Annotated in this window: 10 protein-coding genes; 1 reads left to right on the top strand and 9 read right to left on the bottom strand. The window is 46.1% G+C overall.

What is annotated here, in order from left to right; genetic code table 11:
- Nucleotides 1-337 precede the first annotated feature (337 nt).
- Complete coding sequence (locus tag QUW60_RS15105) at nt 338-460, top strand: helix-turn-helix domain-containing protein (RefSeq protein WP_353479594.1); 123 nt, start codon at nt 338-340, stop codon at nt 458-460.
- Nucleotides 461-520: 60 nt separating this feature from the next.
- On the opposite strand, the gene QUW60_RS07390 is transcribed toward QUW60_RS15105, so the two are convergent.
- From QUW60_RS07390 to QUW60_RS07350, 9 genes are all read right to left on the bottom strand, one after another.
- The gene (locus QUW60_RS07390) at nt 521-1,315 is read right to left on the bottom strand and encodes an endonuclease/exonuclease/phosphatase family protein (RefSeq protein WP_289559552.1); all 795 of its coding nucleotides are present in this window, start codon (nt 1,313-1,315) and stop codon (nt 521-523) included.
- Nucleotides 1,316-1,376: 61 nt separating this feature from the next.
- Nucleotides 1,377-2,756, bottom strand: a complete 1,380-nt coding sequence (locus QUW60_RS07385; RefSeq protein ID WP_289559550.1) for an SMP-30/gluconolactonase/LRE family protein — start codon at nt 2,754-2,756, stop codon at nt 1,377-1,379.
- Between the two features lie 17 nt (nt 2,757-2,773).
- Nucleotides 2,774-3,607, bottom strand: coding sequence for an endonuclease/exonuclease/phosphatase family protein (locus tag QUW60_RS07380; protein WP_289559548.1), 834 nt, complete (start codon nt 3,605-3,607; stop codon nt 2,774-2,776).
- A gap of 21 nt (nt 3,608-3,628) precedes the next feature.
- Entirely contained in the window at nt 3,629-4,357 is a 729-nt protein-coding gene (locus QUW60_RS07375) for a DUF3823 domain-containing protein (RefSeq protein WP_008023550.1), read from the bottom strand.
- 27 nt (nt 4,358-4,384) lie between these two features.
- Entirely contained in the window at nt 4,385-6,325 is a 1,941-nt protein-coding gene (locus tag QUW60_RS07370; RefSeq protein WP_289559545.1) for a RagB/SusD family nutrient uptake outer membrane protein, read from the bottom strand.
- A 14-nt stretch (nt 6,326-6,339) separates the two neighbouring features.
- Entirely contained in the window at nt 6,340-9,507 is a 3,168-nt protein-coding gene (locus QUW60_RS07365; protein ID WP_289559544.1) for a SusC/RagA family TonB-linked outer membrane protein, read from the bottom strand.
- A gap of 8 nt (nt 9,508-9,515) precedes the next feature.
- On the bottom strand, nt 9,516-10,676 hold the full coding sequence (locus QUW60_RS07360) for a beta-1,2-mannosidase (RefSeq protein WP_289559542.1): 1,161 nt from the start codon (nt 10,674-10,676) through the stop codon (nt 9,516-9,518).
- Nucleotides 10,677-10,843: 167 nt separating this feature from the next.
- Nucleotides 10,844-12,091 carry an MFS transporter gene (locus tag QUW60_RS07355; RefSeq protein ID WP_289559540.1) on the bottom strand — a complete coding sequence of 416 codons (1,248 nt, stop codon included), beginning with the start codon at nt 12,089-12,091 and terminating at the stop codon, nt 10,844-10,846.
- Nucleotides 12,092-12,109: 18 nt separating this feature from the next.
- On the bottom strand, nt 12,110-13,156 hold the full coding sequence (locus tag QUW60_RS07350; protein WP_289559538.1) for a glycoside hydrolase family 130 protein: 1,047 nt from the start codon (nt 13,154-13,156) through the stop codon (nt 12,110-12,112).
- Nucleotides 13,157-13,297 lie beyond the last annotated feature (141 nt).

Here is a 13,297-nt window from a genome sequence, read left to right as displayed (position 1 = left end):
ACATAAGCAATACAAAGTTAATTAATCTTGGGGAGACTTCGGTCTCCCTTTTTGTTTTTTGCATTGCCACAGGGAAAGGTTTTCTTAGCCATACGTATCTCCTAAAATAATGAAAGCGGGGCTGAAATCAGACAGCCTCGCTCCTTTACACTATTTCAGTGTGGTACATGAATCTATTGCTTGGTCGAGTTGCTCCTCAGCAGAGCTCGCCTCCTCTTTGATCCACGAGGCAAAGTTAACACTTTCCTCCTTGAATCTACTACTTTTAAAGACCAAAATGTTGCACTTCGTTTTGGAATCTACATATTTTTAAATTTGATTTCACGACTGCCCCAACATTAGCGATATTAGTTTTCAGCTAGGTTTCAGTTCATTGAACTATTTCGGGAAAAGCTTCAAGGAGTATTTCGGAATGTCTCCTACTGCTTATCGAAAGGTTCATCAAGAACAAAAAGAATAATGCTGCTTTACAAGAATTCGGTTTATATAAAAAGAACCATAAGCATGTCAGAACACCCTCTTATTTGATAAGATAAGTAGCCACTACCGGATAATGATCTGATTCCTTATCCGCCCAATAACAAACATTGTACGCCTTCACAGTAAAAGCCTTGTTTGGCGCATAAATCAACCAGTCACATGCGTAAGCCGGACTTGGTACGGGTACTGTCCACGGAGCGCCATCACTCAAACAATTTACGGTGAAATACTTTTGAAAGGCAGCCATGGTAGCAGAACCACGACGGGAATTCAAATCTCCCCCCAAGATAACAGGTTTATCCAGGTGCTCCACGCACGCAAGAATTTCATCAACCTGTTTCAGACGGGCAGCATCTTCGTATTTATGGTCCAGATGTGTCGTAGCGAAATAGAATTCCTTACCTTCCTTCACAACTTTCACATAACCGAAAGAACGGACATAATCACCTTCTTTCAGTACACTCAACTTAAAACTCTTTTCCTCGGAAACCGGATATTTGGAAAGAATCACATTTCCGTAATCTCCGCCAGTCGGAATATCGAGCGCATGGGCAAAATAATAATATTTCATTCCCGTTAGTTCCGACAGTTTTTTCGGAGTATCCCAAGGGTTAATTTCCGTGTTTCTTTCTATTTCCTGGAGTGAAACGATATCCGGGTTCTCTTTCTTAATGACTTCGGCTATCTTATCAATTCCTTGTTTACGACCGCTATACGTGTTGTAAGTCATGGCTTTTACTGTGACCTCTTTCGGTTTTGTCACAGGTTTCTGTGCCGTTGAGGGTTGTAATAAACAACACAATAGAAACAATGAAATGCATATTCTAAAATTCATATACAACCAATTAATAAGTGAATGTTATCTTGAAAAACAATCTTTCCTACCTGATACAAAATTAATCCTTTTCTATCTTACGAATCTTATGATTCCAATAATCTGAAATATACAATGCTCCGTCCGGACCGAACTGTACACCTTCCGGATGGTTGAATTGCGCTTTATCCAACGGGCCGTCTGTCGTACCGGAAGTGCCTGTACCGGTGTAGTTTGTCAACATACCGTCAGGGGTAATTTTCGCTATACGATGCTTTTTACGGACTGCTACATAAATATTTCCCTCTTCATCCAAATCCATCTGGCAAGGCTCTTCCAGTTTGGCTTCATTTCCCTGACCTTCTGTAAAACCTGCTTGCCCGTACTGCCCTACCCAAATATGGAGATTAGAAAACTCGCCTGTCGACATGTCGTAATCCCCTTTATAAATCACATCTTTTTCCTGTGAACTCATATACACGGTAGTTCCTGCCTTGTCAAAAAGAATACAGCGGATTTTTACTTTCGCCGCATTTTTACCTTCTGCATCGGGAAGTTGCACGCCGGTTGCCACCATCGTATTCTGCTCCGGGTCATATTTGTAAATCATGGCATTTCCATGAGCTACGGAGAAAATCTCTCCCGTGACAGGATGCACACCTACATTAGTGACTCCATTTTTCAAAGAGGGAGTGACTGACCATATTGCAGACAGATTAGCGGCATCATACTGATGCGTATCATTGCTCCATGGCATTGTTGCAACATGCGCATTGCCCGAAGCGTTGGCATCATTGGACAAGAATAAAGTATTGCCATCCGATGAGAAAGCGATATTCATCATTCTGAATACGGTTCCACCGGTTCCATCTCCGCGTAAGAAAGTAGCGACCTGATTATTTTTCGCGATACGGATATCACGGTCATCATCTTCCACGATATACAAAGCACCTTCCTTATCGAAAGCGATAGAACCCGGTTTCCAAAGAACCGCTTCCATGAGGGTCCCCTCTTTCTTCTCCGTTTTTGCGGAAGGAACATAACTGCCGATATAAGTACTTACAATAGGAGACTGAGAATACTCAAACTCCGTTTTATATGTCAGTTCTTGCGCAGCTTCTCCCTGACCGATATACACTTTCACCGGACCGGAGCCGGAACCTCTCTGTACATTGGCAGTAATAATATTCCCCAACGCACCCGTCACTTCGGCGTCCACCCCGTTGACTGTCACGCGGATATTATCCAAATCCGTGCCGAAATGCGTACCGTATAAAGTCAGGCTTGTAGACTTTCCACCGGTTGTCGGTGTGTACATAGTGATTGTGGGAGTGGCCTCGCCCTCACCTATTTCAGGCGTCATATCCTGCCGGTTCTCATCCTCGCATGCGACAAAGCCGATTGACGCAAACATCAGAGAATAGATATAAAACTGTTTCAAATGATGTATCAATGTTTTCATGTTTCTGTCTTTTTAGGTTAATCGTTTATACTGAACGTAGCTACCACCGGAAAGTGGTCTGATTCTACATAAGCATCATAATACACATCATAGGCTTTCGGAGACATTCCTTCATCCGGAGTGTACAATACGAAATCAATCGCTTTCACCGGAACGGGCGTTCCCGTTGTCAGTCCATAGTTCCCGTTCAGGCAACCGATTTCAAAACGTTCATACAATATCTTCATCGGGCCGGAGTCAGCTAAAGCATTGAAATCACCAGTCAATATCATTGGCTCATCCAAGCCCTTTGTCTTTTCGATAATCGTTGTAGTCTGGTTGATACGGTTAGTTTCGTTGCCCACATGAGACAGGTGCGTCACTCCGAAATAGAAACCCTTTCCATCTTTTTCTGTTTTCACTACTCCCATCGAACGCGGGTGGACATCTTCCACTGTCTCTATTCTCGGCAAATCATAATTCACTTCATCACTTATCGGATATTTCGAGAGAATTAGGTTTCCATATTCACCACCATCCACATCGCGGGTTTTGACAAAGAAAGTATAAGGCATTCCGGTCACTTCTTTCATCAGGGCGATAATATCCGCTTTCTCCACCTTGTTAGTCTTCGTCTCAAACTCCTGCAAACCTGCCAAGTCCGGATTTATCTTTTTAATCACTTGGGCAATCGCTTCCATCCCCTTTTTCCCGGAATAAGCTTTCTGCCCGCTATATATATTGTAAGACATGACTTTTACCAATACCCCGTCCTTTTCGTCCGGCGGGGTCACACCGTCATCGTCCGAACTGCAACCGGCAAACAAACCGCCCACCAACAGTACCAGTAATAAATAGAATTTATGTTTCATTGTTACCTTCTTTTTTATCGTTTATCTTATATCATTCACAGTTACTTCCACTACCCGGCTGTAGTTCACGTACGGTTTGCTTTCTGCTGTCACCGTAGCCGCAACACGCACATACACCCTGTTCTTGTTGGAAACAATCTTATAATGATTCTCTATAAATTCAGTATCACTCATCAGGTCGATGACGTGCGTGCCACTGGCCTTTGTCCCCAGTGAAAAGAGGGTGGCATGGTTTGCATTGTTCACATCCACTCCCGGAGCATAATTCCATATCACGGAAACATCCGTCAGTTGCAATGTCTCGTTCGATGTTTTCGCATCATAGGTCAGTGTCAGCTTATTATCAGCCGATACAGCCACATCAAGGCTGATACGCGAGAACGGGATTGTGTACAAATCAACCTGCGTTTGTCCGTTCACGGTGACATACCCTTCACATACCCCGACAAAAGGACCATCCTTTGCCTGAATACGATAGCTGCCATTGAACACCTTCGTATGCTCGAACGTTCCATCCTGGCGAGCACGGAAATCAACAGAGGCGGTAGCCCCCGTATTCTGCTCGTACAAACTCATCATCACACCGCTACTTCCCGGCACAGGCATAGGAACCGGTTCATTCGTTTCCTTATCATAGATAGTGCCATACACGCCACCGTTCGGTGCATCATAATTATCGATGTCATTTTCGCATGCCGCCACGAAACAGGCGAATAATGCAGTCAATCCTATGTTTACTATTTTATTCATATCGTTTCTTCTTTAAAATTGGATGTATCAATTACCGTACCCCGGATTCTGTACCATCAACGGATTCGTACTCAAGTCCTCGGGACGGAACATCGTATAGTAGTTCTTTTCAAGGAAAAGACGCTTTCTCTTTTCGGGCACACCGGTTTCAAAGGTGTACTTGCCGCTCTTAATATTGTAATACGGACAGAGAGCCGTGCCGCGGAAATTGGTCAAACCACCTTTGCTTACATCCAGATGAGCCAGGCGCCAACGTTTCAAATCCCAGTAACGATGCTTCTCAAAAGCAAGTTCCACTTTCCGTTCATGGCGCACTTTATCCAGCGTCAGGTCACCCTCAGTCAATAGTTTGATACCTGCCCTGCCGCGAATCTCATTGATATCCTTCAAAGCCACGTCCAGATGCCGGTTCAGTTCCATGCAAGCCTCTGCACGATTCAGATAGATTTCTGCCAGACGGAAAACCACCCAGGGAGTAGAAGAACGTTTTGCGTCGATGTCCGTATAGTCCGTCAGACTTTCATCCAGGAATTTACGCTGATAGAACCCCGTCTTACTGGCGTCGCCTACACTTAACGAGCCACCGTCTTTTCCCGAAGTATTATAAGTCTTTCCGTCTATTACGACCTTGTTCTCCTTATCCGGTTGGGCGGAAGCTTCATACTTGGTTCCTATCCCATCCTGTCCGTCGATGACACCGCGTAACCATTCGATTTTACCGCCACCGTGTCCTTTATAATCAGCACCGGGCAGGTAAACCGAACCTAATAAACGAGGGTCTTTATTCTTAAAGATATCATACGGGCTATCATAGCTGATAGCTTTTCCACTGCTGTCTTTCATCTTCAGCTTCCCTTCCGTACCGTCAATATATTCAAATTCCTCTACCATTTCCAGTACCGGAGACATGCCGCATCCCCAACCGTCGCCACGATAAGAGAAAGGAACATTCAGTTTATCCCACATATGTCCTTTACCGGCAGCCACATTATACTGTTTCTGGAAAATATATTCTCCGTTATCCCCATTCACTGTTTTGGAAAAGAGATTGTAAAAGTTCTGCGCCAGCTCTTCCGCTTCCGTACCGGTCGATTTATACAAGCTATACACACGGGGAACCATTTCATCCAGAATCTTCGATGAAGCAGTATAACATTCGTCAAAGTAACGTTCCGCTTCTGTCTCGGGAATATACACATATCCTTTGGAAACAGCCTCGCCTGTGAGAGTCAGCGTTTTGGAATACTTAGCGATAGTACCGGCATACAGTGCGGCACGTGACCACAAGGCAAGCACCGTTCCACGATTTGCGCGGTATTTGGCATCACTGCTGCGTACTTCCGGCAATGATTCATAGATAGCCTTACATTCATTGATAATGAAATCATAGGTCGCGGCTTCCGTATCACGAGCCTGGTAAAGAGCTTCCGTATTTCCTGCGGTATATTCTTGCGGAACAGTCAGCAAAGGAACGCCCCCATAACGCTTCACCAGTCCGAAGTACTGCATAGCACGGATAAAACGGGCTTCTGCACCGAGTTCTTCTTTCTCATCCTCACTCAATACGGAAGTTTTCTCAATATTCAGCAGGAAGTTGTTTACAATACGGATTTGCTTGTAGCGGGTCACCATGTCGTCGTTGAATACATAGTCGCCATAAGAATAAGTAGAGTTCGACTTATCGAATGCGCTCTCTTTCTGATAACTGGCGGTAGCCTCATCCGAGAAGCTGGTCTGATTCGCCAGATTCGCCTTCTTGCTTCCATACCAATCGTCAAACTCATCCAGTTTCAGTCCCGAGTCATACATATCCGCCAATACGGCTGTGATTGCTTTCGGATTTTGCCAAATCAAATCCGGTGTGTTGACACCGCTGGTACTCTCACGGTTCAGATAATCATCGCACCCGGTCAATACGAAGATGGATGCCCCACCTATCAATATATATTTCAGATAATTCCTATTCATTGTCTTTACTGGTTTTAGAAGGTTACATTTACGCCAAAGTTATACGTCTTCATCTGCGGGTAATAGCGTATTCCGCTGGAATTGCTTTCGGGGTCGACGTTCTTCATCAGTCCGTCACGCTTGGTGAAAGTCAGCAGATTGTTACAGTTGATATAGAAACGCACCCGGTCGATAGCCGCCTTTTTGGTTAAGGCTTTAGGAAGCGTGTATCCCAGTTCCAGGGTTTTCAGGCGCAGGTAATTTGCGTTGTGCAATGACCATGAGTTACTGGAACGGTTATCAGCGACACCTGCCACGCGTGCGGCAGGCATATATCCCGGAATCCATTTGCTATAAGGGTCGGTCGGGTCTTCCCGGTGCCAGCGGTCGGTCATGATGGCCAGACCATTACCCAAACCTTGCTGGATAAACGGGTCGAGAATATCCCCGCTTACATAAATATCGTGTCCGGCAGCTCCCTGGAAGAAGACAGTCAGGTCGAATCCTTTGTATTCTCCGGACATATTCAGCCCGTAGTACATACGAGGAGTGTCACCGTGTCCGAGTGGTTGCGTATCGTTATCATCGATAATACCGTCGCCATTGTAGTCTTCGAATTTCAAATCACCCGGCATCAGCGAACGGTTACCGTCCTTATCCTGAACCGGTGAGTTCAAAATCTCCTCGAAAGAAGTAAACTGCCCGATTACTTTCTTTCCCCAGCGGATATCCTTGTAACGCCCGTTGGTGTTATTACGCCAATCGTCATACATATTGGTGGAAGCCGCCCGCTCTACATAGTCATACTTAATCCGGGTAGTAGAGAAGTTGGCCGACACATTATAATTGAAATTGCCAATCCGGTTCTTATGCCCGACTACAATCTCGAATCCGGTGTTAATATCAGAATTCAGGTTCTCCTGCGGCATTGATTCTCCGAAGATAGTAGGCAATGAGCCTACACGGGTGGCAGGCAGACCGGAACGGTTTCTGCGGAACCAGTCGAACTCCACAGAAATCAGTCCCCTGTGGTAAGACGCCTCAAAGCCGATGTTCATTATCTTCGATTCATACCAGGTCAGCCACGGGTTTGCCATACCTACCGTAGTCATGCCCGAAGTCACTCCGTTGCTGCCCATGATATAGCTTCCGTGAGACTCATATCCATCCAGATACTGGAACGCGTCGAAATCTCCTTCATCTCCCACTTTGGCGTACGAAGCACGGATTTTCAGATTATCCATATCGGGCAACAGTTTCTTGAAAAAAGCTTCTTCGGAAACACGCCATCCCAATGAAACACCCGGAAAGAATCCCCAACGATTATCTGCACGGAATTTATAGGTTCCGTCATAGCGGAAATTGAATTCCACCAGATAACGGTTAGAGAAATCATAGTTCAGACGTCCCACCAAGCCGGCATGAGCTGTTTCCTGTGTCTTACCGGAAGCTTCCTGGTTCGTCTTATCCCCATAGTCCAGGTCAGGAATCAGCCCGATTGCAAAGTCACGTGTCCCGGTCACCCAGTTCTTCTTGTCATTATACATTTCCCATACGAGCATTGCACCGATATTATGCTTTTTAGCAAACGTATTGTTGTAATTCATAGAGAACTGATAGGTCGGTTTGTCATAGTTTTCCAGTTTCGATTCCAGATGCGCGGTATTAACCACTTTCTCTATATACTCTTCATTCGCATAATCATACGTATATTCCGAGAGGTCTTTCCGCCACGTTTTCCATTCCTTGTTCGTATAGTCGTAGGCAACCAATGCTTTCGCCATCAGTCCTTTCACCCAGGGAAGCTGCCAGGTAATAGCCAACGAGCTGTTAAATTCGCGACGCAGGCGGTCTTCATAACCACTGTCGTCCGAATTGGAAACATGCACGGGGTTCGCCATATCTCCTACGGCTCCCCAATAATCCGGGTTGTCATTGGCATACATGGAGTAAGTCGGGATAGCCATTTGTGCCGAACGGAACAGGTTATCGCCATTGTAAGGCTTTTTGCGGTTATCGAAGCGTCCGCTCAAACGCAGTTCCACGTTCAGTCCCTTAGCCACTTCCACGCTCAGGTTGGAACGGACGTTGTAACGTTGGTAATTCCAGTCGCCCGAACGGATAATACCGCCCTGGTTCATATATCCGATAGACATATAATATTTCACTTTTTCCGTACCGCCTGTCAGGCTCAAGTTATGTGAAGTCTGGGGAGCGGTGCTACGCATCGTCTCACTCCACCAGTCCGTACCTGCCGTACCATTCCGGTAAGCTTCCAGTTGTTCTTGAGAGTAAGCGGAAGCCCCGCGCCACGGGTTGGCATTGTGAATCGCTTCATTGTAAAGAGAGGCATACTCATAAGCATTCATCATCTCCGGATAGCGGGTCACTTTCTGAAAGCCTACATAGCCGCTATATTCTATCTTTACCTTCTGTTCCGTCCCTTTCTTGGTAGTAACCAGCAGAACACCGTTTGAACCTTTAAAACCGTAGACCGCTGCGGCGGCATCTTTCAGGATAGAGATGGACTCGATATCATTCGGGTCGAGCTGCGTATAATCACGCTCGATGCCGTCTACAATCACCAGCATGCTTCCATATCCGCGAATATCGACGGAAGCTCCATCATCACCGGGGCTACCGCTACGCTGTACGGCACGCAAGCCCGGCAAACGTCCGGCGAGCATATTCGTCACACTGGGAGCTTTTACTTCCATCAATTTGTCCGAAGAGATGGCAGCTACCGAACCGGTCACGGAAGCCTTTTTCTGAATACCGTAACCTACCACCACTACCTCGTCCAGTGTCTCGGTATCTTCCTGCAAAGTTACTTTCAGTCCGGCTTGTCCGTTCACCCACACTTCTGTTGTTTTGTATCCGATATACGAAATCTGTAACACTCCATTAGCGGGAACCGACAAGGTAAACTTACCGTCCACATCGGTAATCGTCCCCACACCGGCAGCACCTTTCAGTTGCACCGAAGCTCCGATAACCGGTTCTCCACTGGCATCAACAACCACACCATTCACCGTGATATTCCGAACGGTCTGTTCGATACCCGATACCGAAGGGCTTTCCGCATATACCGTAAACGGCACGCACAGGAAAGTCCCCGCCATTAAAGCTGAAACAGTAGCTATCTTCTGCCGGTCGTTGAACGACTTTAAGACAACCGTGTTCATCTTACAAGAATGTTTCATAGATTAAATTAATTATGTGTTTTAAGTTTCGAATCTATATTATCATCACATATCGCTACTGCAACCTGCGAATCGGCACAGCCATAATAGAGATATAATTTGTTTTTAAAGTAAGCCAGCCCTTCGATAAACACCGTTCCGTCCTTGTACTGACCGCTCTTCTCGAAAGCGGCTTCGGGCACAAAGAAAGGTTTATCCAAGCGGTCGAGTACTTTATAAGGGTCGTTGGCGTCAAACAGGAACTGCCCTGCACAATAAGCGCCTGCGGGATATGCTGAGTCCCTTTCTTCCTTATACCCGTTCTTGCCATTGTATAATAATACAATACCGTTCACGGTTTTGATAGCCGGTGGCCCGCACTCAGTCAGGCGGCTGTCGAAATACCCGCTGCGAGGTTTGGCTATCTCCCTTAGTTCGTTGTTTTCATTCAGTACCGGAGTCCAGTCGGTCAGGTTATCGGAAGTTGCGGCACATACCGCATTCTCCCCCCAGTACATAAAGTATTTGCCGTCCACTTTCTCAATGACCAGTCTGCCGTCTTTCACTCCGGTGACAATAGAAGCCGATTTGCTTGCTATATTGGCAAAACGCCCGTTGTACGCTTTCGCAAAAGCGAGTCCGTGTTTCGTCCAGTTTTTCAAGTCTCTGGAAGTAGCCACCGCCAAGCGGGGAAGATTGCGGTTCCAGGCTGTATAAAGCATGACGTACAATCCGTCTTCCGTCATTGCCACACGCGGGTCTTCGCAACCACCTTCCCATTCTATTTCTTTAAAATCGTCTTCGGAAGGAAAGAGTACCGGTGCGTCCGTTCGGCTCATCGTTACTCCGTCCGTACTTTCCGCATAGCCAATACGGGATGTCCTCTTTCCGATGCCTTGCGCCGAGTTGTCTTCCGCGCGGTAGAGTACCACAATCTTCCCGTCCTTGACGGTTGCCGCCGGATTGAAAGTGTCACTCTCTTCCCATCTTACCGGCTGCTTGCGCATCGGGCATTGGAAAGTAGTCGGTTGCGGGGAAATCACCGGATTCACCCCTTCCGGGCGGACAAAAGGGCCGAGTATCCATTGTCCGCTCTGTTCTTCGACAGCTACGGATGCCTGTTTTTGTCCGGAGCATCCGGCTAGTGTCATCATACTGATTAAATAAATTACAGATTTTTGTTTTATCATACGTCGTTTTTTTTAGTTTTCCCAAATCGGTCGTTCATCGTTTTCTGCCGGCAAAACTATCGTACCCCACAAAAAATAGAGTGTACTATATTCTCAAAAGGGTATATAGGTGCTGTACAACATAATAATTCATCCGTTTGCAATGGCAGCTTAATGGTTTTGAAATATTAGCGAACCGTTTGATTCTGTTTGATGATGTTCCGGGCCAACGGGTAGGCTATCAACTGCAAAGCTCCTACCAGTATCAATGCGTACTTCAATGCAAAATCCTGTGATATGGCAAAGGCAAGCGCCATAAAAAGGATGAGCCCGAAAGCACGCCCCAGGAATAGTCCGAATTCGTGGCTTAAAATATAAGTGTATTCATTTCTTTTCTCGATTTTAACTACTGCGTCGATGGTTTGCATCATAATGGGATAGTAAGGCAAGTCAAACAAGGGCTGAAAGATTACCTTACAGAGGACAAAGATAATCACTCCGGTGGCTGAAAACAAGACTCCGTTGAACAGAGTACCGATAAAAAAGACAAGTAGCCCGGCTATAAATACTTTCGATCGGTCTTCAGGTTTGGTTATTCGTCCCAATACATAAACCAAAACAGCTGTCAGTGTACCACTGATTCCCTGTATTAAACCCAGTACATCTTCATCACCTACTAACTTCAGAACCAGAATAGCAGGAGCAGTCACCAGAAATCCCTGTACCATTCCTTTCAAGGAAGCCAGCAACAACATTTTTTTCCAAAGTGTGCAAAACCGGAAATACAGAAAATTCTTCTGCACCGGATTGGCGAACTTACCACACCGCAAGACAGCTACGGCAAACAGGGTAACGACTATGACTCCGACTGTGACCAAACGATAGGCATCATTTATATCAATCAGGCATCCCATTATTTCTTTGCCGTCTATCTGGCTGATGAATGCGCCAATCAATAAAGGGACAGTTATCGAAGTGATGGAGAAAAAGAAAGATTCCAGTCCGAAAAAGTAGTTCCGGCTACTATCGGTCGTGTTGTTGAGCGTCAATAGATAGCGGTTGGTCCAAAAGAAACCCGATGCGGCTCCGAGGACAAAACCTGCTATGCCTAACTCTACAAAGCCCAATGACTTCACCAGCATCATGGCAAACATCGACAGCCCGCTAACTAATATCCCGCCTGCATACAGTACTTTCACGCTGACATGCCGCAACAGGTAGCCGTTGACAAAAGAGGTCGCAATGATGCCGATATACATAAAAAGTTGATAGAAAGCTACGGAAACAGGCTCGCTCGTGTGGCGCATCACATAAGCACCTACAAATATCTCCACCACAGGAAGCACGAACGCATAGAGCAGGTTAGTCATCAACAGTACACGTACATTGAGAGTCTGCTGCTTGAAGAATTGATATTCTCTTTTCAATTTATTCATTCTATACCTTTATATATGTCATGACTTTAATGAACGAAGAATCTCCCCTATGGAGAACTCCGCTCCGCAGATTACTTCATCACTCGCACCGTAGTAAACAGTCACCTTATCCCCTTCTACCAAATGCCCGTTCGTGAAGACCACATTCCCGAAAAATCCGGTCTGCTCGTAGGGAGCAGTCGGTTCCATTATAGGAGCTTTGCTTCGGGCAATTACCTTTGAGGGGTCGTTCAAGTCAAGCAGAAGGGCTCCCAGGCAATAGCGGTTCTGATAGTCTGCACCATGATAAATCTCCAGCCAGCCTTCCTCTGTACGGATAGGCGCGGCGCCCGCACCCACACGGGCACAGTCCCAGCTATCGGAGCGAGTGGTCGCAACGCAACGGTGGTTGCCCCAGTGCAACCGGTCGGGTGATTCGGCAAGCCAGATATAGTTGCCGCCCAGTTCGGGACTGCTCGGGCGATGCAAGGCGAAATATTTGCCGTTTATCTTCTCTTCAAACAAGGCACAGTCTTTATTATGAGGGGGAAAAATCATGCCGTGACGAATGTAATTCTTCCAGTCACGGGTATGAATCAGCCCTACACCGACGGCAACGGAAGAGACTTCGGTAAACGTCAGGTAATAGCCGTCGGCTGTAGTCGCCACCCGGCAGTCCTCGATGCCGAAAGCCTCTAATGCCCCTTTGCCGAAAATAGGCGGATAATCCGGTTCTTCCTTAAAATGGATGCCGTCCTCGCTCGATACCAACCGGAGATAAGACATGGTAGTCAGATAATTCTGTCCCGCATATCCTATCACACGAGGGTCGGAAGCGTCAAGTTCCGGGTCATTTTCGTCGAAAGAAAGCACTTCTATCTTCCCTTCCTTATTATATACGGGGAAACTAATCACTCCCTGTTTCTGTACGGGGCGTTCGGCTACCCGCAGTAATAACCAGGTTTTTCCATCGAAGCGGAATACTCCGGGATTCAGGAAACAGGTGATTTCCATACCTTCTATTCCCGGTTGTAAATCGGATGGTTTCAATAATGGGTTCTGATGAAATCGTTTTGCAATATCCATTTTCTAATCATTAAATTAAATAGGTGTTGTTTTTATTTCTCGTAACAAAGTTACCCACACAACGACGGGAAGAGTGCACTATATTCTCAAAAGGGTATACAGGTGTTGTACAGCATATTTTTATCTTTGTTTTCTTATTTT

The organism is Bacteroides gallinaceum, assembly GCF_030373775.1.
Taxonomy (GTDB): Bacteria; Bacteroidota; Bacteroidia; order Bacteroidales; family Bacteroidaceae; genus Phocaeicola; species Phocaeicola excrementipullorum.
This window is presented reverse-complemented; position numbering and strand designations above follow the sequence as displayed.